Genomic DNA, 20615 nt, shown 5'->3' on the forward strand with positions numbered 1-20615 from the left:
ATGGGTATAACAAAATTAACCTTGCCTAAATAAATAACCCGAACGCGCCTTCTGCTTGCGTTGACGAAAAATAGCAGTAGTCACTGCAGCGATTGCCCAAATCGCCAGAATAGGATCTAAGACATAGTCCCAAAGATTGGTAGATTCATGCCAATGCGCCGACCAAGCCAAGATTGCAATGGCAATTATGCATACACCCTGATTCCAGCTGGCAAGGCTACAAATCAAAGCAAAGAATATGACTGCAATTAAAAATATAATCGATCCATAACCCCAAGCATAAGGATCAATCATGCCTATACCTAGTGCAAATGGATAAAAACCCAAGGCAATGAGTGCAATGCTCGCTTTAAATACTAGTGGGGTAGTTTTGTGGTTGGGCAATAAAGAACACCAGAGTAAGAGCGTTGTCACAATACTCAAATCACCAAACGCACCGCGCACATAAGCTGCTAAGGGTAATTCTAAAGATAGGCCTATTGGCCAGAAAAAGAGGTTGGTCAACAAAATTAACAGCACCACCCTTGCAGTGAGCGGAAATACCTTTTGAGACAACTGTTGAATAATCCAAATCAGCACTATCGAACAGGTAATAGCCATTTCAAACAAGGCAATACTTTGCATATTCATTATTGAGCCTCCTTGTATTCGCTTGGAGCTTCTGGGTTCTGGTTTGGCAACTGACTATAAGCTCTGGATAGCCAAGCGCTTGAGAAATAAACATGGCGTATCTTTTTCCGGTCCCAGGTATAGACTAAATGAGCATCACTTCCATTGGCACTCATGAGGTAGGGATAGGAAAACTCTCTACGTTGCGCATCCGGCAAGGCTTCATCATCCTCCAAAATCTCGACCACATGCCATCGACCTTCTTTTGTATCACTCATGAGGAGTACTAAGCGGTGACGCCCAGCCTCTATGTTATTGAGAGCCAGAATGCGTGCACCATTTTGCAACGCAATTCCAGAAACAGCAGAATTCGGATTCGCAATCTCAACATCTCCTATTGGCTGCCAAGATTGGCCGGCATTTTGTGTTTGACTTACCGGAATTTGCTTAGGCATGCCAGCGCTTCTGGTTTGGCGAAAATACGCTACAGCATTCTGGGCGTCGTTTACAAATACGACTGGCTGGATAGCGCCTCGACCAGAACTCATGCGTCTTTTATCAATCACTCGATCAGGGTCTAGACGCAAAAACTCACCAAAACGACCAATCCACTCATGATAGACAGGCAATCCTAAGCGTCCATCTGCAAATGTAATTGCGGGAGACTTCACTAAGGTACTTAAGTTAATCAAAGGCGATGTAATGAGGCGCTCTGGTTTGCTCCAAGTAAGCCCATCATCATCTGATGTCATGGTAGAAATCGAACTACCAGCCCATCCACCAATCGATACCGTGACAATGAATAGCTGCAGACGCCCATCGGGCAGTCTTGCCGGAACAGGGTTGCCTAATTTGGCGATATAACGCCCTAAGCCTCTTTCAGCAGTAACCCTATCTATTACCATGACGGGGGCACCCCAGGTATTTGTCTTGGAATCAAATACGGCAGAATTAATGACTACATCTGGCGCCCCTTCCCTGCTCCCCGCAAACCAAAAAGCGCGAATATTTCCATCCTTGAGGGCGATTAAAGAGGCGGCATGGACCGAGGCAGCACCAGTGTCTGGCAACCAATCAGTGCGCGGGCTAACCGCTGTATCTTGGGCGGACAATTTAGCCTTCAGGGATGAATGCCCTTCGACCTCCAAGGCTTCCTCCAGGGGTGCTGATGTACCTCGCAAGAATGGCGCCCACGTTGGTTGGCTATCAATGTGAATAAAACCAATCACTGCGGCTAGTAATAAACAACAAAGAGCAATGATGCGACTCATCGACAGGCATCCTTCATATTCGCTACATCTGGTTTGGAGACTGGTGTCACCACTAAATACTCAGTAACAAATAAATGCTCGCCGATTTTTCCTGAGAGCATTTCCTTAATTTGCGCATCTGTGTGGCGCGCCCTCATCTCCATGCGCTGTCCCACTATCTGACAAGACTCACATAAGCTAGGTTGTTGACCCAAAGGCGCTTGAGCTGCCACCAATGGATAAGTGATGGTAAGACCTGCAATATCTCCAGCATCTTTTGCTTGGTAGCCATGTAACTGAGCACCAGGAATGAGCAATCGATACTCCTCATCCTTGGCACGATAGTCACAGGGAATCCATACCTCCTTACCCTGCAGCCGAGCAATCGTTTCGCCTGAGAATCGACCTAGACTACCTTCAAGAGGAGCTAAGCTACTGGTTAAGGCGCAATACACCAAAAAACATCCTAAAAGCCCAATAGCCTTAGATTGATTACGTTTTACCAAGCCAATGCAAACCGCGATGAAAGCTATTGCCATCAAGACCCAATGCGCATAACCATAATTCCAATTACCAGCAAATCCTGTCGCTTGCGACAATTGCAAATTCACACCGATCCAAAACAAGGCGCCAAGTACGATCGCTTGCAAAATGAGAGCAATCCGAAAACCCCACAAAGGTAATTGGCCCCAATGCAAAGCAATTAATGCGGCAAATGCAGGCATGACTGGCAAGAGATAGCGACCTGAACGCTGACTTGGAAGACTGAACACTAAAAGGAAAGTGCCGATCAGCAAAAGCAACAATATTTCTTCGCATGATAAAAAGCGCCGCTCGCGCCAGCACTGTATCAAAGCGGACACCAGCACAAATGTAAACAAACCTGCGTTAGCCAGAGTAGTAATGATGAGCATCCAAATGCTGTCACCACCACGAATCAAATCCAAAACATAATTTGAGCTACGCGCTGCAAACTTACCGGCGTTCTCACCCAAAACAAACTCCTTCCAAACCGCCTCTGGATGCGGATCTAAGGCGAACCAAAGACCAAATACGCCTAAGGCCAATATTCCGATAATCGCTAACTTATAAAAATCTTGGATCAGTGTTTGTGAAATGCTCCAGCGACGCCATTGCCAGTAGTACAGACCTAATGCAAATGAAGCAGGAATAATGTAAGCAAAGGATTTTGCCAATAGCGCTAAGCCTAAACAGATACCAGTCAAGACGGGGAACAGAAATTTGGAATCAAAGGCACACTTTCCCCAATACAGCAATCCAAAGAACGGTAAGCTAATCCAAAAAACTTCTGGAGCATCGGTTAAAAATGGGCGCCCATATCGGTAGGTTGAAAAAAAAGAGAGCCACACCAAAGCAGCCAAGATACCTGCTTGAGTTTTTCCACTAAAGCGCCTTACTGCAATACATAAGAGTAAAGCGGTCAACGCCGTATAGAGCACATTTGGCCAGCGTAAATCAATCAGATTCCATTGGCTTGCCCAACTCGTACTGGCAATACCCTGCCAAAACAAAAGTGGTGGCTTAGTATTTTTGATGCCATCCATTTGGGATTGCAAAGGCAACCAGTTGCCCGCATCGGCAGTCATTCGCACAATATGCATATACGGATACTCATCGCCATTTTTCGGGGCAAAGCGACTATCTAAACCATATAAATAAGCAAAGACCGCGACTACTAGGGTCAAAAGTACATAAGGAAGGGTAAATGAACCACGCATGACGATAGTTTATAGGGCTCAGACCTTTTTCCTGAAAAACCCCTTAATACCCAATTACGCTGAACTCATGAAAAATTCGTCTAAGGGACAGCGCGCTCTATCAGGGATTCTTGTTTAAGATAGTGCAAGAAAAACATTGATGCGATCGCGCATTCATTCTGAACGGAGACAGTTCTGATGCAATTGATGAAATATCCCCTTAACCTCTACATAGCGACCTTGATGACCTACCCCATGGTCAGCTTTAGCCAAACGCCCAATCCACAAGCAGCGGCTTTATATAATATAAGCAAGGATTAGCAGCTACTTGCGCCAACTGCCACGGTACAGATGGTAATGGCGTAGTCAATGGCGGCATGCCGCTGATCAATGGACTGACTAGTGAACAGATGTTGACCCAACTACTGGCCTTTAAATCGGGTGCACGCGAGGGTACTATCATGCCCCAACTAGCCAAAGGCTATACCGATGAGCAGCTTGAAATCATTGTCAATCAACTGGGCAAGAAATAATTAGGAGACCATCATGAATCGTCGAAACTTTATTGGTCAAAGCGCTGCAGCGATTGGTTTACTGGCAGGATTCTCTGGCCAAGCTAGAGCAAATTTACAGAAAGCGGAAATTCTGGTGATCGGCGGCGGCTATGGTGGCGCTACTGCCGCTAAGTATTTGCGTCTGTTTTCGAATAACACTGCCAAAGTGACTTTAATTGAGCCAAACACCGCTTTTATTTCATGCCCCTTATCCAACCTCGTTGTTGGTGGCTCACGCACCCTATCTGAACTGACTAGCTCTTATGAGAATCTCAGCAAACGACATGGGGTAAAGATCATCCAAGATAGCGTAGCAGCAATTGATCCCGACAAAAAAGTAGTCAAACTAGCTTCTGGCAAGACACTCGTCTATGACAAGGTAGTAGTTTCTCCAGGTGTGAAGCTCATCATGAACAGCATTGAAGGTCTTGAGCAGGCCAATAAAACTGGTGTTACCTTGCAAGCCTGGAAAGCCGGCCCTGAAACTTTCGCCCTTCATAAACAACTAGCCAGCATGCGTGATGGCGGCACTTATGCGATTAGCATTCCAGAAGCTCCTTACCGCTGCCCCCCAGGCCCCTACGAGAGAGCCTGCCAAGTTGCCAGCTTCTTTAAACAACAAAAACCTAAATCCAAAGTACTTGTCCTAGATGCCAATCAAGATGTAGTGTCTAAGGGCGCCTTATTTAAAAAGGTTTGGGCAGAGCAATATCCGGGAATGGTCGAATACTTACCAAAACATAATGTTACTGCCGTTGACGGTAAAAATAAAACCGTTAAATTTGAAATCCAAGATGACATCAAGGCAGACGTTTTAAATGTGTTACCCGCAATGAGTGCTGGAGAAATTGCAGTTAAAACCGGCTTAGCAAACTCTAATGGACGCTGGGTCAATGTTCATTTTCTGAATTTTGAATCTACAGCCCAAAAAGATATTCACGTCTTAGGCGATTCAATTCAGGGTTGCTTATGCCATGCCTAAATCAGGTCATATGGCCAATCAACATGCTAAGGTTGCTGCAGCTGCAATCGTGGCAGAGCTCAGCGACTGGGAAATCAACCCCTCACCCGTCCTAACAAATACCTGCTATAGAGCTTTGTCAATGCCAAGGAAGTCATTCACGTGGCAAGCGTGCATCAATACATCGCAGCAGAAAAAACCTTTAAGCCAGTTCCAGGGTCTGGGGGTGTTTCCCCAGGGCCGACTAGCCTTGAGGGAGTCTATGCATGGGGGTGGGCGCATAATATTTGGGCTGACTCTTTGGGTTGACCTAAGTCAACACTTGCGAAAAAAGAGGCCTTGGCGCCTCTTTTTGTATTTACTTCTTCAATTAGAGAAATATACTAAATTCCATAAAAGGAATATGGAGGCTTACTTATATGACACCGACCTCACCTAAAGATGCAACTAAGCTGGAAGACGCCATTGAAAAGTGGACGGTACCCATTGGCAATTTATTTGTTTCACTCTTTCATCGCATCGCACTCTTTGGCATTGGGGCAGCCACAGTATGGTCTGCGGTAGTTGCCTTTTTAGGCATGGTCAGCAAAGGGTCAGCCTCTATTGAAGACCTACTCTTATTGTTTATCTATTTAGAAATTGGCGCGATGGTGGGCATCTATTTCAAAACCAACCATATGCCTGTGCGCTTTCTCGTTTATGTGGCCATTACTGCTGTCACTCGACTCATTATTGATTTAGTCAATACTAAGCATGAGGCAGATATGGCCATTCTATTTATGGGCATTACTATCCTCATTTTGGCATTAGCCAATGCAGTGGTTCGTTACGCCTCTTTCAAATTTCCCAGTAGACCCAGCGATAGCGAGTAAAGCCTATAAGTCGGGGTCAACACCTTCATCAAATTGATAAGGATGAACACCTCGATTTAAGCAATTACGAACGTAATCGATACTGGTGCGCAAGGTGTAATATTATTCGCCAGATAATCTTTGAGAAACTTTCAGCTTTAAAGTCTCATACTCCAGTAGATCTAACTTTTTCAGATATTCTTCGCGCCTTTCAGGGCTAAAGTTCATCAATAAGTCTTGCTCATAAGTCTTTAAGATCCCATATAAACGACTGATCTTGCTATACATGCGTCTAGTGCGAAAACTCGGCAGAGATTGCAATAAAGGATAAGCAATTGCACAGAAGGGCAAGAAAATAAATACTAAGCGATTAATCAACTCCGCAAGCCAAAATGGAAAATAGGTGGCCAGAAGAGGATATTTATTTTTTTCATAGTGCACTGCTACGGGACTTTCAGGTAACAATGAATCTTGAAATGATGGAAAGTCTCCACGCTTTGCAAAAAATGATCCTTTGCCATTGATTTCTCTTGCGGCTTCCAAAAATAAAAACTGAATCGCAGGATGCATACGATCATCAATCAATAAGTTCGTGGTAGTGGCCAACATCGTCGTGTCTGTGCTGGGATAGTTCCGTTGTAAGCTAAATGAGCCCTCTGGTACATCCAAGATATGCATGTAGGGAATCAGCTTGGCAAATGCAGCCGCCCGTTTAAAGGTGACTAAGTGAATATTTGGATCATTTAGTAAGGCCTGCACATTAGGCGCCTCGAATTCATCCACGATAAATGCGCCGTCAATCTCACCTGCTTGGACCGCTTTAACGGCCTGCTTACCGGGTAAATAGACAAATTTCAAATCCCGATCAAGTCCTGACACATTGAGTATGCGCATCGCTTGCGCATGCGTTCCGCTGCCTTCCACTCCAACAGAAATCGTTTTTTGCGCGAAAAATTTAGAGCGCCCATTGACAACCTCAAAATCACTTTGCTTAACTTCAGGGCCGCGATAGAAAAACCAAATTGGGTCGTAGGAGATCGCGCCTAAAGTCTGAATGCCTTTGATAGTTTTGGGATGTGCTACGCCCGCTTGAACAAATGCGGCTTGCACAGGATCATGTCGATCGATAAGGCGATCGAGATTCTCTTGCGCTCCATTGGTAGAGACCAACTCTAGGGTGACACCCTTCTTGGCAAAGAATTGCACATATTTTTTTCCAAGAGCTTCATACGAGCCACCTGCAGATCCGGTGGCAAGAGATACATGACGCGGAGGTGGTGGATCAGCGTACCACCAGATCCCCATCAAAATGAACAACAACCCTAGCAATAGTGGCCAAGCCTCTCGGAGAAATTGAGCAAAGTCCGCCCAAGTTTCCTGAACTGCCTCAGAGAGGCCTAGAAAGGATTCTTGAATATTTTCTTTAAAGCTTGCCATGTAGCGCCAATCAGCAAATTTCCTAAAAGCTAATGATAATGTCCTAATTCCTATCCATCAGAATAAACACCATTAAAACTATGCTCTACCTTCGAAAATCCCAAGATCGCGGCTATGCAGACCATGGCTGACTTAAAAGCTTTCACTCCTTTTCCTTTGCAGGCTACCATGACCCTCAATTTATGGGCTGGGGGAACCTTCGTGTGATTAATGAAGACCGAGTTGCGCCTGGAATGGGCTTTGGCAAGCACGGCCATCGCAATATGGAAATCATTAGCTATGTTCTCTCCGGTGAATTAGCACACCAAGACAGCATGGGTAATGTCAAAGGGATACCACCAGGCGATGTCCAAAGAATGAGTGCCGGATCTGGCATAACCCACAGTGAATTTAATCACGCCAAGGATCAAACTACCCACTTTTTACAAATCTGGATCGAACCTAACATTCTGGATATTGCACCAAGTTACGAACAGAAATCGATTGAGGCAAGCGATAAAAGAGGCAAACTTCGTTTGGTCGCATCCTCTGAAGGTGAAAATGGTGCTGTCAAAATTCATGCAGACGCTAAAATGTACGCCGGCCTATTTGACGGCTCTGAATCTGCAGAACTGATGCTTGATTCAAATCGAAAAGCCTATGCACACCTCGTTCGCGGTTCGCTGACTATCAATGGTCAAGCACTTTGCGCTGGAGACGCCCTGCTCATTGAGGATGAATCCCAATTAGTGATTGCTAATGGCAATCAGGCCGAAGTGCTAATTTTTGATCTAAGTCATTAATTCCTATGATTGAAACTTCAGCCAAGCGCCTCATTGATCCTGTCATTCGACTTCACCCGAATGACAATATTGTGGTGGCGCGAGTCGACATTGCCATTGGCGTCGAAGTTTTTGATGAGGGCTTTACCAGTCGTAGCCAAGTCCCCGCAGGCTACAAAATTGCCGCCCAGAAAATTCTGAAGGGTGAGCCCATCCTGAAATACAACGTCACGGTTGGGTTTGCCAATGCAGATATTGAAGCGGGTACTATGGTTCATAGTCACAATACAGAGTTTCGAGAGTTTGATCGTGACTATGCCTATGCAAGCGAATTTATACCAACGCAACTACTCCCTGAATCTGAACGCGCTACTTTTCAGGGCTATGTCAGACCGAATGGCAAGGTAGGCACCCGAAACTTTATCGGCATTCTCTCAACTGTGAATTGCTCTGCAACTGTAGTTCACAAAATTGCCTCCTGGTTTACGCCTGAACGATTAAAAGATTTTCCGAATGTTGATGGCGTAGTTGCCTTTAGTCATGATATTGGCTGTGGCATGGAAATGAGCGGCGAACCGATGGAATTACTTCGGCGCACAATGGCAGGATATGCGCGCCACCCCAACCTAGCCGCCGCACTGATTGTAGGTCTTGGCTGTGAACGCAATCAACTGAAGGGCCTCATGGAGCAAGAGGATCTCAAGGAGGGAACTAATTTACATACCTTCATCATGCAAGAGTCTGGCGGCACTCGCAAAACTATTGAAGCGGGTATTGAGGCAGTGAAAGTTTTATTGCCCAAAGCTAATAAAAGCTAAACGCCAAACAGTAAGCGCAAGTCACCTCACTGTCGGTTTGCAATGCGGTGGATCAAACGGCTTTTCTTCTATCACCGCCAATCCCGCTCTTGGTGCTGCGATTGATATTTTGTCGCGCCATGGTGGCACTGACATTCTTTCTGAAACGCCAGAGATTTATGGTGTGGAACATACCCTTACCCGCAGAGCTGCCAGCAAATCGATTGGAGAAAAACTCACCGCACGTATTCGTTGGTGGAAGGATGAATACTCCGTTGGCAGGGATGTACAAATCAATGGGCAAGTAAGTCCTGGTAATCAAATTGGTGGGTTAGCGAATATTTTTGAAAAGTCTTTAGGCTCTTCTATGAAGGGTGGCACGGGCCCCCTAATGGAGGTCTATAAATATGCAGAACCAGTAACCGCCAAAGGATTTGTCTTTATGGATACCCCTGGTTTTGATCCAGTCTCGGCAACTGGTCAAATTGCTGGTGGAGCAAATCTGATTGCCTTTACCACTGGTCGTGGATCCATGTTTGGCTCCAAACCTGCTCCCTGTATCAAATTAGCTACTAATACCCCGATGTATGAACGTCTCACCGAAGACATGGACATCAATTGCGGCCAGATTTTGGATGGCACAGTTTCTGTCCAAGAGATGGGCCAGTGTATCTTCGATCAATTTCTTAAAACAGCTTCTGGCGAGCCTACTAAGAGCGAGCTGCTGGGTTTAGGCGATTATGAATTTGTACCCTGGCAAATTGGAGTCATGAGCTAACGAGAATGTAGAATTGTTGGTGAGTTCAAATAGGATTTAATCTAGCTTATGAAATTTAGGGACTACTACGAAACACTTGGGGTTGCACGTTCAGCCACCGAAGCAGAAATCAAATCAGCCTATCGTAAATTGGCTCGAAAATTCCATCCTGACGTCAATAAAGAAGCTGACGCAGAAGAGAAGTTTAAAGAGATTGGCGAAGCCTATGCCGTCTTAAAAGATACCGAGAAGCGTGCCGCCTACGATCGCTTTGGCGCTAATTGGAAAAATGGTCAAGACTTCACTCCACCTCCAAATTGGAACGAAGGATTTGAATACTCCGACAATCATTTTGGTGGGGGTCATCCAGGTTATGGCGGCGGCTTTGAGGGTGACCAAAGTGAATTTTTTGAATCCTTATTTGGCCGAGGCAAACATCGCCAAGGTGATAGAGGCAGCCGCACTGGCCAGGGAATGAACTTCAAAGGTCAAGATCACCATGCAAAAATTTTGGTGGATCTTGCAGATGCTTACAACGGTGCAAAACGTACCATCACATTGCACATGCCTACGCAAGATGCTAGCGGGCATGTCATCACCCAAGAGCGTAAATTAGATGTCAGTATTCCAAAAGGAATTAAAGCAGGACAAAATCTAAGACTCTCTGGTCAAGGCGGTCCCGGAATTGGCGAGGGTCCCGCTGGTGATCTGTATCTCGAAATTGATTTCCACCCAAACCCCATTTACCGCGTCGATGGCAAAGATGTTTTCATTGATATTCCATTGGCGCCATGGGAAGCAGCTCTAGGTACTGCCGTAAAGGTCCCTACACCTGCAGGCAGTACGCTTGAGCTGAAGATTCCTGCTGGTACAGTAGCCGGTCGCAAAATGCGCTTAAAAGGTAAGGGCATCCCTAGCGCGGAGCCAGGTGATTTATACGTAGTGCCAACAATTGCTCTACCACCGGCTGATACCGATGCGCAAAAAGAGGCTTATCAAACTTTTGCGAAAGCTTTTGATTTCAATCCTAGAACCCATTTGAAGGGATGATGTTATGAATCAAACAAATATTACCTGGATCGAAGGCAGCATTGTGGAAAATGAAGTGCATATGAGTATTGTAGAACTCTCGCATGCCTCACGCACCCCGCAAGAACTTATCATGTCATGGGTTTCGGAAGGGGTATTGAGTCCAGCGGGCTCATCACCAGAAGACTGGCGCTTTAGCGGTGATTCATTACGAAGAGCCAAAACAGCAGCACACCTGACGCATGATTTGGAATTAAATGTTCCCGGTGTTGCACTCGCTTTAGATCTTCTTGATGAAATCGCGCAACTTCGCGCCCGCTTGCAACGGGGTGAGTAAGTAGCCTTATGACTCGGAGCGACCTAATAATTGCTCCCAGCGCTGCAATTTATGCTCTAAGAGCTCTGTAATTTCGCTTAAGCGAGCTTGCATACTGGCGGCCAACTCAGGTTCATTCTTATATAAATCTGGATTGCTCATTGCGATACCAATATCAGCCTGCTCAGTCTCCAACTCTTCAATCTCAATAGGTAAAGCATCGAGCTCTTGACGCTCCTTACCATTGAGTTTTTGCACTCCACTTTTTGCTGCAGACTTTAATTCTTGGCATGACTCAGTCTTCGTATCTACTTTTACCTCAGTCTTGGTAGATTTTTGACTAGAGTTAGCGGCGCGAATTTTGTCTGAACGTGCTTTCTGAATCTTCCAATCCTCATAACCACCCTCATACTCTCGCCAAAATCCATCTCCTTCATTGGCAATGATGCTAGTCACCACGTTATCTAAGAAGTAGCGATCATGGCTAACCAAGAAGACAGTGCCCTTGTAATCTTGTAGCAGTTGCTCTAAAAGATCTAAGGTATCAATATCTAAATCGTTGGTCGGCTCATCTAAGACTAAGACATTAGCAGGTCTTGCAAATAAACGAGCAAGCAAGAATCGGTTGCGCTCACCACCAGAGAGAGTGCTAACTGGCGAATTGGTTCACTCAGGCGCAAATAAGAAATCGCTTAAATAACTCTTGACGTGTTTTTTATTACCATTAATTTCAATCCACTCACTACCAGGGCTAATATAGTCTTCGAACGAGGCATTTAGATCAAGGCCTTCACGCATCTGATCAAAGTAAGCTACTTCTATTCGAGTTCCCATCGTAGCTGTTCCTGAATCTGGAGCAATTGTTCCAAGAATCAGTTTGAGCAAAGTTGTCTTGCCAGCACCATTAGGACCTAATAGACCAACCTTATCTCCACGTAAAATCGTTGCCGTAAAGTCCTTCACAATTGGACGATCAAAAGATTTGCTGATGTTTTGTAAATCCGCTACGATTTTGCCGCTTCGATCTCCAGCAGATACGGCCAGCTTCACCTGCCCCATAGCGTCCCTACGCTCAGCACGACTAGCGCGCAGTTTTTCCAGGCGAGCAATCCGCGCCACGCTACGGGTGCGACGTGCTTCGACCCCCTTGCGAATCCAAACCTCTTCCTGTGCCAAGAGCTTATCTGCACGGGCATTGGCTAAGGACTCGGCGTTGAGCTCTTGCTCTTTGAGCACTTCATACTGGGTAAAGTTTCCAGGGTAGCTGCGCAAAATACCGCGATCGAGCTCTACGATTTGGGTGCACACGTTGTCTAAGAAGGCGCGGTCATGGGTAATTAAAATAACGGAGCCTTGATATTCTTTGAGAAGCTCTTCTAGCCAAGCAATTGAATCTAAGTCCAAATGGTTAGTGGGCTCATCTAGCAAGAGCACATCTGGCATCTCTACTAAAGCGCGCGCTAAAGCAACTCGCTTTTTGGTGCCTCCAGATAGATTGCTGATTTTGAGACCTGCCTCTAGATGCAAGCGATCCAATGTTTCATGAATACGCTGTTCCCAATTCCAACCACTAAGCGCCTCTAGCTGCGACTGGACTTCATCTAAACGATGGTGAGCAGCATCATCCCACTCGCCCACACTCAGAGCCTCATATTCTTCACGCAGGGTTTTAGCTTGGGCTACACCCTTAGAAACCGCATCAAATACAGTCTCCTCTGCTTCAAATATCGGCTCTTGAGGAACATAAGAGATTCGCAAGCCTTGCTGATATTGCAGCAAACCATCATCCATTTTTTCAATGCCAGCCAAAATCTTCAATAGAGAAGACTTGCCAGTGCCATTACGGCCAATTAGGCCAATGCGCTCACCAGATTCCAGTGAAAAAGCGGCATTAGCCAGTAGGTCAACGTGGCCAAAAGCCAGTTTTGCATCAGTTAGTACGATTAAAGCCATGGCGACATTATCGTCACTTCGGCAAATGAGGAGATTTTTTGCTTATTTTCTGCCAGACTAGGGGGAAATGATCTGCAAACTGATACCCTCCGCACCTCGCCTCATCCTCTTTGCTGGGCATGCTGGGACTGGTAAGTCTACTATTGCCAAAAAAGCGCTCCCCCTCATTATTGAAAAGACAGGGGAAGATTTTTTCTTCCTGGATAAAGATACGGCCTATGGAGCCTATAGCGCTCATGTAATGGAGCGAACGCTAATGACCGAGATAGCCCCTACTATCTTCAGAACTTGCGTAATTGGGAATATCAAGGGCTAATTGATATCGCTAGAGAAAATCTACTTCTAGGAGTCAATGTGATTCTAGTAGGCCCCTTCTCTTCTGAGATTCAAAGTGAGAGGATGTTTGATCCCGTTGCACTTGGCATTCCCTCGCAAACTAGGATTCAGATTGCGTGGATCGATTTAAACGAGGAGGAAGCAAGAAAGCGTATGATCAAACGCGCTGACCCCAGAGATGAATGGAAACTGGCGCATTGGAATGAATACGCCAAACGACGTATCGAGCCACCCTCTCACGCTCTATTAAAACGGTTTGATAATTCTCAATTGAACGATATCAAACTAGAAAAACTCATTGATGCACTGATTAAGTAGTCACCAACAAATAGGGCCCCTCCAGGGGCCCTATCTCAAGAACTAAGAACTGAATTCTTAGAACTTATAAGTCACGCCAACAGCAGGTACCAATGGATTCAATGTGAGTTTACCGATATTTGCCCCACCATTCGCTGCAGAGTAATTTACATTGGTGTTCATCGTGATGTATTTAATATCAATGTTAACACCCCAGTTTTTATCTAGCATATAGTCCGCGCCAACTTGGCCAGCAAAACCTAAACTGCTATTGCCGACCACTAAAGCATTATTGATTCCACCAAAGTTACCAGTATTACCAAAAATAGTGTAGTTAACCCCTGCACCAATGTACGGCTTAAATGCCCCAAGTTCTGTGAAGTGGTACTGAAGGAGCAGGGATGGTGGTAGCGCAGTAATTGTTCCACTCTTCTGGCCAGTCAAATTAGAGTAAATATTGACATTTTGCGGGTAAGTTAAAACCAACTCGGTTGCAATATTTTTTGTAAAGAAATATGTAATATCAAACTCAGGAATCCACTCTTTTTGGGCGCGAATATTATTCTTTTCTACGCCATTCGCCTGACCGTTATTCGTTTGACCATTTTGAAAATCCAAGTAAGCCGCTCTGACACGAACCATCCATGGATTTTCTTCTGCAGATTGAGCTTGAGAAGCGATTGGAGCTAAGGAAGCAACTGTAGCCATTGCTACTACGAGTGATTGAAGACGCATGATATTTACCCTCTTTTTTTGATCAATTTTGATGTGTCCATTTTGAAATTGATGCACATGAGGTAATTTGATTTAAATCAAGCAAGATAGTCTTGTAATTTTTTTCTTTGCTTAAAAGCAACAGTGTTTTAAGGCTTATTTGATCTACATCAAATGAATGGTGGTTTACCCTAAAGCACTTTGGAGTAAGTGCCTTTCGCCTGGGATTCGCGCAGATGGCGATCAAAGGTCATCGCAACCCGCCGCGCTAGTAGACGCCCTTTAATAGGGACACACATCTTTTGATCTCGCCATTCCAGTAAACCCGCTTCTTCTAAACCTTTCAACTCATTGAGTTCTATATCAAAGTAATCGGCGAACTCAATATCATGAGACTTTGCGAAACCTTCTGTATCAAGAGCAAATTGACACATCAACTCGCCGATGAGCTCACGGCGCAATAAATCATCTTGATCAAGTTGCAATCCACGCAGAACTGGTAAATGGCTTGCATCGAGCGCTGCGTAATACTCATCTAAGGTGCGTACATTTTGAGAATAGCAATCATCCACCTTGCCTATCGAGGAAATACCAAAGGTCAGCAGATCACATTCTGCTTGAGTAGAGTAGCCCTGAAAATTGCGATGCAACTTTCCCTCTTTTTGAGCAATCGCAAGCTCATCATCAGGCTTAGCAAAATGGTCCATACCAATAAATACATAACCTGCCTCACCCAAACGAGCAATCGTGTTGGAGAGAATATCTAACTTGTCTGCTGCTGGGGGTAGATCGGCCTCAGCAATCCGTCTTTGCGGCTTAAAGATATGCGGCAAGTGTGCATAGTTGTATACCGAGAGACGATCTGGATTCATCTTCAGAACTGCCTCTACTGTTTCTTGAAAAGTTTCTGGTGTTTGCTTGGGCAGGCCGTAGATCAAATCTACGCTGCGCGATTGAAATCCATATTTTCTTGACCAATCCATCACCGCCTGGGTTTCTTGAATAGTCTGAATACGATGTACTGCTTCTTGTACTGCTAAGTTAAAGTCCTGAACACCCAAGCTAATGCGGTTAAAGCCAAGATCAGCCAAAAGCTTAATATCTTCTTCAGATACTCTACGCGGATCAATCTCAATGGAATATTCACCACCCGGCAATAAGTCAAAGTGCCGCTGAGTATGGTGCATTAACTCGACCATCTCTTCATGAGATAGAAAAGTAGGCGTACCACCACCCCAATGCAACTGCGTAATAGGTATTTTTTTATCAGCACCCATTGCATCACAAACCATAGCCATTTCTTTTGCTAGATACTTAATGTACTTAGCGCTACGACCATGATCTTTAGTGATGATTTTGTTACAACCGCAGTAATAGCAAATATTAGGGCAAAACGGTAAATGAAAATACAGCGATAAAGGCTCGTTAACTTTTGCCACTCGCTTGAGAGCCCCTAGGTAATCTTGTTCTGAGAATTCATTATGAAACCGATCTGCACTGGGGTATGAGGTATAGCGCGGCCCATTGATGTCAAATTTCTGCAGCAACTCAGGATGAAACAAGACTTCTTTTTCTTGTGAATTTTCTTGTGTTTCCCCTTGAGATGCGCTGGAGCTCATGAACGCTTAATTATGGTTGGATTCGAAATAATCTAGTGCAACTGCTTCTGCTACTTTAATCCCATCAACACCAGCTGACAAGATTCCACCAGCATAACCAGCGCCCTCTCCTGCAGGATACAAGCCTTTGATATTAAGGCTTTGGAAATTAGGGCCACGTGTAATCCGCAGAGGCGAGGAGGTTCTGGTCTCTACACCAGTTAGTACTGCATCTTTCATAGAAAAGCCTTTGATTTGCTTTTCAAACGCAGGCAATGCTTCACGAATAGCTTCGATGGCATATGAGGGCAATGCATCGGCTAAGTTAGTGAGATGAACTCCTGGTTTATAAGACGGCAATACAGCACCAAACTCTGTTGAGGCCTTCCCCGCTAAAAAATCCCCTACTAGCTGACCAGGCGCCTCATAATTACCACCACCCAATTCAAAGGCCTTCGACTCTAAGGTGCGCTGAAATTCAATACCGGCGAGCGGACCACCCGGATAGTCTTCCGGCGTTATGCCCACAACAATTCCCGCATTGGCATTGCGCTCATTACGAGAATACTGACTCATACCATTGGTAACTACACGATTAGGCTCTGAAGCTGCGGCCACCACCGTTCCACCAGGGCACATGCAGAAACTATAGACCGATCGACCGTTCTTGGCGTGGTGTACTAATTTGTAATCAGCGGCGCCAATCAATTCATTTCCTGCATGAGGTCCAAGACGAGCCTTATCAATTAAGGACTGTGGATGCTCAATACGAAATCCTACCGAAAAAGGCTTAGCTTCCATATACACCCCTGCTTCATGCAGAGCCGCGAAGGTGTCGCGTGCGCTATGGCCTAGAGCTAAGACGACATGCCTAGCAGGTAAATCAGGATGTCCTTCGATTTTGACTCCTACGATTTGGTCGTTTTGAATATCAAATCCAATGCCCTTTTGTGAGAAACGAATTTCACCCCCTAAATCAATGATCTGCTGGCGAATCTTTTCCACCATACCCACCAGACGGAAGGTACCAATATGGGGTTTAGCAACATAACGAATTTCTTCTGGAGCGCCTGCTTTGACAAATTCCTGAATAACCTTGCGTCCATAGAACTTAGGATCTTTGATTTGGCTATAAAGCTTGCCATCAGAGAAGGTTCCTGCACCACCCTCGCCAAACTGAACGTTTGATTCTGGATTGAGGATGTTTTTTCGCCATAAACCCCAAGTATCTTGAGTACGCTCACGTACTTGCTTTCCTCGCTCTAGCACAATGGGCTTAAAACCCATTTGTGCCAACACCAGAGCAGCAAAAATACCGCAAGGACCAAAACCAATCACCACAGGACGCAATGCCTTACCAGTAATAATTGACTCTGGTGCTTTAGCTACAAAGTGATAGCTAGTATCCGGTGAAGGTCTAACATGAATGTCATTGGAAAATTGCTTGAGAATCTTCTCTTCATTTCTGACAGAAAGATCTACCGTGTAGATAAAGGCGAGCGCTACATTTTTACGTGCATCATAGCTACGCTTAAATACCTCAAAAGAAATGAGATCTTTTGCAGGAATATTTAGGCGCTTGAGAATCCCCGCCTCCAGAGCTTCTGGTGCGTGATCAATCGGCAGTCGCAGTTCAGTAATCCGGATCATGGGGCTCTACGATACACAATCTAAGCAAAAGGCTCCTATTAAGAAAAGCGCTGCAGAGCGAATTCTCAAAGCGATGCGGGCATTCATGGGGCCTCAGGATAAGGAAACATTCTCAAAATGATACGGCAATATTGTCTGATTTCATTTAAAGGCGATAATGCCGCATGGCCCTACGCGCAGCTATTCACAAAGCCGACCTACATGTCGCCGATTCAGACCGCCACTACTACGGTAGTCACTCCCTGACTATCGCCAAACACCCCTCAGAAACGGATGAGCGGATGATGATTCGGATCATCGCTTTTGCCTTGCAGGCAGATGAGAATCTCACCTTTACCAAGGGTTTAAGTGACACTGATGAACCTGATCTGTGGATTAAAGATCTGACTGATGCAATACAGCTTTGGATTGAAATTGGCCAGCCTGATGATCGCCGAATTCTGAAAGCATGTGGACGATCTGAACAAGTAATCGTGTATTGCTATGGTGGCCATACCAGCAGGATCTGGTGGGATGGCATTGCCAACAAGCTGACTCGCGCTCGCAATCTCCAGGTGATTTCCATTCCAGCGGACCAATCCCAAGAGCTCAATCAATTGGTTGAACGCAGTATGGTGATCCATGTGAACATTCAAGATGGTGAAGTCTATGTATCCTCTGACAAAGGCCAAGTCACCATCACGCCAGTAGTATGGCGAAACAATGAAAACTAATTTGTAGCTCTATTGATCATATGAAGTCTGTCGTCTTTGATACCAATGTGCTGTTAGATTTATTTGTATTTAACGACTTCAGAGCCCTCCACCTCAAAGAAGTATTGCTGGAGAGCAAAATAGATGCTCTGGCTAGCCGGGCCACCATCAAAGAACTGGCAGATGTCATCAGCCGCCCACTTTTTAGCCTGGAACCAGAGGTGCAGGCACAAATCATTTCTCAGTGGCGCACTATTACTAGAGTGGTAGAGGATTCAAGCCTTCTGAAGGCCCCTTGGCAATGCCAAGATAAAGATGATCAAGTCTTTGTAGATCTTGCCTTTACAGCTAAGCCTTGTTTTTTAATCAGCAAGGACAATGAAGTGCTCAAGTTAGCATCTAGAGCAGCAAAAGAACACATCACCATTACCGCTGACTACAACAATCCTAAATTGCTCGCCCTATAGACTTTTCGCAGCTTGCGCAGCAATCTCAAAAGACTTGAGTCTTGCTTGATGATCAAAGATTTGCCCAGTAAACAAAATTTCATTTGCACCAGTCGCCTCTAACCAACGACGCATCCCTGCCCTGACGGTCTCTAGAGAGCCTACTACAGAACATTGCAACATGTGAGAAGCAGCGACCTGCTCATGCGGCTCACAGAATGAATCTAAATCTTCAATAGGTGGCGGCAATTGGCCGCGGGTGTTTCGGCGCATTCTGACAAAGTGTTGCTGCAAGCTGGTAAATAGATGCTGCGCTTCTTCATCTGTATCTGCAGCAACCACATTCATCACAAATGCGCAGTAAGGCGTCTTTTGCTGAGCAGAGGGCTTAAAGAGTTCTCGGTAAGTTGACATCGCATCGAGCAATTGCTCAGGGGCAAAATGCGATGCAAAAGCATAAGGCAAACCATAATGAGCGGCTAATTGAGCGCCATAGAGGCTTGATCCCAAAATCCAAATTTGCACATTGGTATTCGCTCCTGGAATTGCCTTCACAGATTGCCCTTCTTGAATTGGGCCAAAGTAATGTTGGAGCTCTCTCACATCCTGCGGAAATCGATCATCACTCCCCATCATGTCTCGACGTAATGCTCTGGCAGTCATCTGATCGGTTCCAGGCGCTCGGCCCAGACCTAATTCAATACGGCCAGGGTACAAAGACTCTAGAGTGCCAAACTGCTCAGCAATCACCAGCGGAGCATGGTTAGGCAACATAACACCCCCAGAGCCCACTTTAATACGCGAGGTACCCCCTGCTATATAACCAATCAAGACTGCAGTAGCTGAACTGGCATTACCCGTCATATTGTGATGCTCAGCCACCCAGTAACGGTTATAGCCCCACTTTTCCGCATGCTGCGCCACGTCCAAGGAGTTGCGCAAGGCATCGGCTGCAGTAAACCCCTGCGGTATCGGAGATATATCTAGAATGGAGTATGGGATGGAATTTGCCATCACCAAATCATACCGAGAAAGCGCATTTCATGAGTAAACCTAAAATGGCCGATCCCGATGACGGAATCTTCAAACCAGGCACCAAGCTCAAGCACATTAAAACGGGTGGATTCTATCGAGTAATTTTCTTAGCCAATATTGAGGCAACCCTTGAGCCAGCCTACGTTTATGAATCCTTGCAATCCCATGACTTTTGGATTCGCCCAAAAGATGAAATGGAAGATGGTCGCTTCGAACTGATTTCCGAATAAATATGACAAGCATATGACTGAAGATCGCATTACTAATTTAGAAATTAAGCTCAGCTTTACTGAAGATCTGATCGAAAAACTGAATGAGACTGTTTATAAACAACAGCAACAAATAGAATTCCTTTATCGAGAGCTCAAGGCCATCAAGGAACAGGCCAGCAGCGGTGGACCAGGTGGCGGTAGCCTGAAAGATGAAATCCCCCCGCATTATTGAGGGCTGATACCATGCTGGTGCAAGGTCACAAGCTTATAACTATTAATAAGGAACTAATCATGGGTAACTTAACGCTATTTCTAGTCCAATGGGGCTTAACATCTTTATCCCTGTGGGTCGCTAGCTATATTTTTAGCGGCTTACGATTTGCTGATGGCGGCTCACTCCTCATAGCAGCCCTTATGCTGGGTTTTGCTAATGCGATTGTCAAACCGCTGTTGGTTCTATTTACCCTTCCCCTCACTGTAGTGACGATGGGTCTCTTCCTGCTCGTGATTAATGCTTTGGTATTAATGCTGGTATCGGCTTTAGTCAGCGGCTTTACGATTTCTAGCTTTTGGACCGCATTCTTTGCGAGTATCTTTATTTCTTTATTCAGCCTCTTTGTTAGCGGCCTTGTTTTTTAAGAA

Annotated in this window: 17 protein-coding genes and 5 pseudogenes; 13 read left to right on the forward strand and 9 right to left on the reverse strand. The window is 45.4% G+C overall.

What is annotated here, in order from left to right; all coding sequences use genetic code 11:
- Positions 1-15: 15 nt before the first annotated feature.
- The 3 genes from DXE33_RS04435 to DXE33_RS04445 are packed head-to-tail and all read right to left on the reverse strand — an operon-like array spanning position 16 to position 3598.
- On the reverse strand, positions 16-630 hold the full coding sequence (locus tag DXE33_RS04435; protein ID WP_114638807.1) for a hypothetical protein: 615 nt from the start codon (positions 628-630) through the stop codon (positions 16-18).
- A complete protein-coding gene (locus DXE33_RS04440; RefSeq protein WP_114638809.1) occupies positions 630-1880 on the reverse strand; it encodes a sialidase family protein in 1251 nt (416 codons plus the stop codon). The genes DXE33_RS04435 and DXE33_RS04440 overlap by 1 nt, the downstream gene beginning before the upstream one ends.
- A complete protein-coding gene (locus DXE33_RS04445; RefSeq protein ID WP_114638811.1) occupies positions 1877-3598 on the reverse strand; it encodes an ArnT family glycosyltransferase in 1722 nt (573 codons plus the stop codon). Before DXE33_RS04445 ends, DXE33_RS04440 begins: the two co-directional genes overlap by 4 nt.
- 311 nt (positions 3599-3909) lie before the next feature.
- Between DXE33_RS04445 and DXE33_RS04450 the strand changes: the two are divergent.
- From DXE33_RS04450 to DXE33_RS04460, 3 genes and pseudogenes are all read left to right on the forward strand, one after another.
- Positions 3910-4110 (forward strand): annotated as a pseudogene (locus DXE33_RS04450) (c-type cytochrome); the annotation flags it as partial.
- A gap of 13 nt (positions 4111-4123) precedes the next feature.
- Positions 4124-5401, forward strand: a pseudogene (locus DXE33_RS04455) (NAD(P)/FAD-dependent oxidoreductase).
- A gap of 110 nt (positions 5402-5511) precedes the next feature.
- Positions 5512-5964, forward strand: a complete 453-nt coding sequence (locus DXE33_RS04460) for a phosphate-starvation-inducible protein PsiE (protein ID WP_114638813.1) — start codon at positions 5512-5514, stop codon at positions 5962-5964.
- A gap of 102 nt (positions 5965-6066) precedes the next feature.
- Here DXE33_RS04460 and DXE33_RS04465 read toward each other — a convergent pair whose 3' ends face one another.
- Positions 6067-7380 carry a TAXI family TRAP transporter solute-binding subunit gene (locus tag DXE33_RS04465; RefSeq protein ID WP_197711994.1) on the reverse strand — a complete coding sequence of 438 codons (1314 nt, stop codon included), beginning with the start codon at positions 7378-7380 and terminating at the stop codon, positions 6067-6069.
- An 80-nt stretch (positions 7381-7460) separates the two neighbouring features.
- On the opposite strand from DXE33_RS04465, the pseudogene DXE33_RS04470 reads away from it, so the two are divergent.
- The 4 genes and pseudogenes from DXE33_RS04470 to DXE33_RS04485 all read left to right on the forward strand — a co-directional run bounded on the left by DXE33_RS04470 (position 7461) and on the right by DXE33_RS04485 (position 11061).
- A pseudogene (locus DXE33_RS04470) lies at positions 7461-8162 on the forward strand (pirin family protein).
- Between the two features lie 5 nt (positions 8163-8167).
- Positions 8168-9716, forward strand: a pseudogene (locus DXE33_RS04475) (UxaA family hydrolase).
- A 48-nt stretch (positions 9717-9764) separates the two neighbouring features.
- A complete protein-coding gene (locus DXE33_RS04480; protein WP_114638815.1) occupies positions 9765-10745 on the forward strand; it encodes a DnaJ C-terminal domain-containing protein in 981 nt (326 codons plus the stop codon).
- 4 nt (positions 10746-10749) lie between these two features.
- Positions 10750-11061: a chaperone modulator CbpM gene (locus DXE33_RS04485; protein WP_114638817.1), complete on the forward strand. Its 312-nt coding sequence runs from the start codon at positions 10750-10752 to the stop codon at positions 11059-11061.
- Positions 11062-11067: 6 nt separating this feature from the next.
- On the opposite strand, the pseudogene DXE33_RS04490 reads toward DXE33_RS04485, so the two are convergent.
- Positions 11068-12993, reverse strand: a pseudogene (locus DXE33_RS04490) (ATP-binding cassette domain-containing protein).
- Between the two features lie 288 nt (positions 12994-13281).
- Here DXE33_RS04490 and DXE33_RS10115 point away from each other — a divergent pair.
- A complete protein-coding gene (locus DXE33_RS10115; RefSeq protein WP_231970383.1) occupies positions 13282-13647 on the forward strand; it encodes an ATP-binding protein in 366 nt (121 codons plus the stop codon).
- A gap of 57 nt (positions 13648-13704) precedes the next feature.
- Here the strand turns inward: DXE33_RS10115 and DXE33_RS04500 are convergent, their stop codons facing one another.
- The 3 genes from DXE33_RS04500 to DXE33_RS04510 all read right to left on the reverse strand — a co-directional run bounded on the left by DXE33_RS04500 (position 13705) and on the right by DXE33_RS04510 (position 17588).
- Positions 13705-14361, reverse strand: a complete 657-nt coding sequence (locus tag DXE33_RS04500; protein ID WP_114639722.1) for an OmpW/AlkL family protein — start codon at positions 14359-14361, stop codon at positions 13705-13707.
- Positions 14362-14531: 170 nt separating this feature from the next.
- Complete coding sequence (gene hemN, locus DXE33_RS04505; RefSeq protein ID WP_114638819.1) at positions 14532-15959, reverse strand: oxygen-independent coproporphyrinogen III oxidase; 1428 nt, start codon at positions 15957-15959, stop codon at positions 14532-14534.
- Positions 15960-15965: 6 nt separating this feature from the next.
- A complete protein-coding gene (locus DXE33_RS04510) occupies positions 15966-17588 on the reverse strand; it encodes an NAD(P)/FAD-dependent oxidoreductase (RefSeq protein WP_114638821.1) in 1623 nt (540 codons plus the stop codon).
- 164 nt (positions 17589-17752) lie between these two features.
- Between DXE33_RS04510 and DXE33_RS04515 the strand changes: the two genes are divergently transcribed.
- The gene (locus DXE33_RS04515) at positions 17753-18301 is read left to right on the forward strand and encodes a YaeQ family protein (protein WP_114638823.1); all 549 of its coding nucleotides are present in this window, start codon (positions 17753-17755) and stop codon (positions 18299-18301) included.
- A gap of 20 nt (positions 18302-18321) precedes the next feature.
- A complete protein-coding gene (locus DXE33_RS04520; protein WP_114638824.1) occupies positions 18322-18747 on the forward strand; it encodes a putative toxin-antitoxin system toxin component, PIN family in 426 nt (141 codons plus the stop codon).
- On the opposite strand, the gene DXE33_RS04525 is transcribed toward DXE33_RS04520, so the two are convergent.
- The gene (locus DXE33_RS04525) at positions 18742-19740 is read right to left on the reverse strand and encodes an LLM class flavin-dependent oxidoreductase (protein WP_114638826.1); all 999 of its coding nucleotides are present in this window, start codon (positions 19738-19740) and stop codon (positions 18742-18744) included. The two genes, DXE33_RS04520 and DXE33_RS04525, sit on opposite strands and share 6 nt — an antisense overlap.
- Before the next feature lie 29 nt (positions 19741-19769).
- On the opposite strand from DXE33_RS04525, the gene DXE33_RS04530 reads away from it, so the two are divergent.
- Genes DXE33_RS04530 through DXE33_RS04540 form a run of 3 tightly spaced genes read left to right on the forward strand, consistent with a single transcriptional unit; the run spans position 19770 to position 20612 of the window.
- Positions 19770-19991 carry a hypothetical protein gene (locus DXE33_RS04530; protein ID WP_114638828.1) on the forward strand — a complete coding sequence of 74 codons (222 nt, stop codon included), beginning with the start codon at positions 19770-19772 and terminating at the stop codon, positions 19989-19991.
- A gap of 13 nt (positions 19992-20004) precedes the next feature.
- Positions 20005-20205, forward strand: a complete 201-nt coding sequence (locus tag DXE33_RS04535) for a SlyX family protein (protein WP_114638830.1) — start codon at positions 20005-20007, stop codon at positions 20203-20205.
- A gap of 56 nt (positions 20206-20261) precedes the next feature.
- Positions 20262-20612 carry a phage holin family protein gene (locus DXE33_RS04540; RefSeq protein WP_114639723.1) on the forward strand — a complete coding sequence of 117 codons (351 nt, stop codon included), beginning with the start codon at positions 20262-20264 and terminating at the stop codon, positions 20610-20612.
- Positions 20613-20615: the final 3 nt, after the last annotated feature.

This window comes from Polynucleobacter necessarius (genome assembly GCF_900096765.1).
In the GTDB taxonomy this organism is placed as follows: domain Bacteria; phylum Pseudomonadota; class Gammaproteobacteria; order Burkholderiales; family Burkholderiaceae; genus Polynucleobacter; species Polynucleobacter necessarius_F.

Excerpts from the sequence above, each read along its gene's own strand:
- DXE33_RS04445 (WP_114638811.1), bottom strand. The coding sequence starts at position 3,598 with ATGCGTGGTTCATTTACCCTTCCTTATGTACTTTTGACCCTAGTAGTC.
- DXE33_RS04435 (WP_114638807.1), bottom strand. The coding sequence starts at position 630 with ATGAATATGCAAAGTATTGCCTTGTTTGAAATGGCTATTACCTGTTCG.
- DXE33_RS04465 (WP_197711994.1), bottom strand. The coding sequence starts at position 7,380 with ATGGCAAGCTTTAAAGAAAATATTCAAGAATCCTTTCTAGGCCTCTCT.
- DXE33_RS04530 (WP_114638828.1), top strand. The coding sequence starts at position 19,770 with ATGAGTAAACCTAAAATGGCCGATCCCGATGACGGAATCTTCAAACCA.
- DXE33_RS04440 (WP_114638809.1), bottom strand. The coding sequence starts at position 1,880 with ATGAGTCGCATCATTGCTCTTTGTTGTTTATTACTAGCCGCAGTGATT.
- DXE33_RS04525 (WP_114638826.1), bottom strand. The coding sequence starts at position 19,740 with ATGGCAAATTCCATCCCATACTCCATTCTAGATATATCTCCGATACCG.
- DXE33_RS04500 (WP_114639722.1), bottom strand. The coding sequence starts at position 14,361 with ATGCGTCTTCAATCACTCGTAGTAGCAATGGCTACAGTTGCTTCCTTA.
- DXE33_RS04460 (WP_114638813.1), top strand. The coding sequence starts at position 5,512 with ATGACACCGACCTCACCTAAAGATGCAACTAAGCTGGAAGACGCCATT.
- DXE33_RS04510 (WP_114638821.1), bottom strand. The coding sequence starts at position 17,588 with ATGATCCGGATTACTGAACTGCGACTGCCGATTGATCACGCACCAGAA.
- DXE33_RS04485 (WP_114638817.1), top strand. The coding sequence starts at position 10,750 with ATGAATCAAACAAATATTACCTGGATCGAAGGCAGCATTGTGGAAAAT.
- DXE33_RS04515 (WP_114638823.1), top strand. The coding sequence starts at position 17,753 with ATGGCCCTACGCGCAGCTATTCACAAAGCCGACCTACATGTCGCCGAT.
- hemN (WP_114638819.1), bottom strand. The coding sequence starts at position 15,959 with ATGAGCTCCAGCGCATCTCAAGGGGAAACACAAGAAAATTCACAAGAA.
- DXE33_RS04520 (WP_114638824.1), top strand. The coding sequence starts at position 18,322 with ATGAAGTCTGTCGTCTTTGATACCAATGTGCTGTTAGATTTATTTGTA.
- DXE33_RS04535 (WP_114638830.1), top strand. The coding sequence starts at position 20,005 with ATGACTGAAGATCGCATTACTAATTTAGAAATTAAGCTCAGCTTTACT.
- DXE33_RS04480 (WP_114638815.1), top strand. The coding sequence starts at position 9,765 with ATGAAATTTAGGGACTACTACGAAACACTTGGGGTTGCACGTTCAGCC.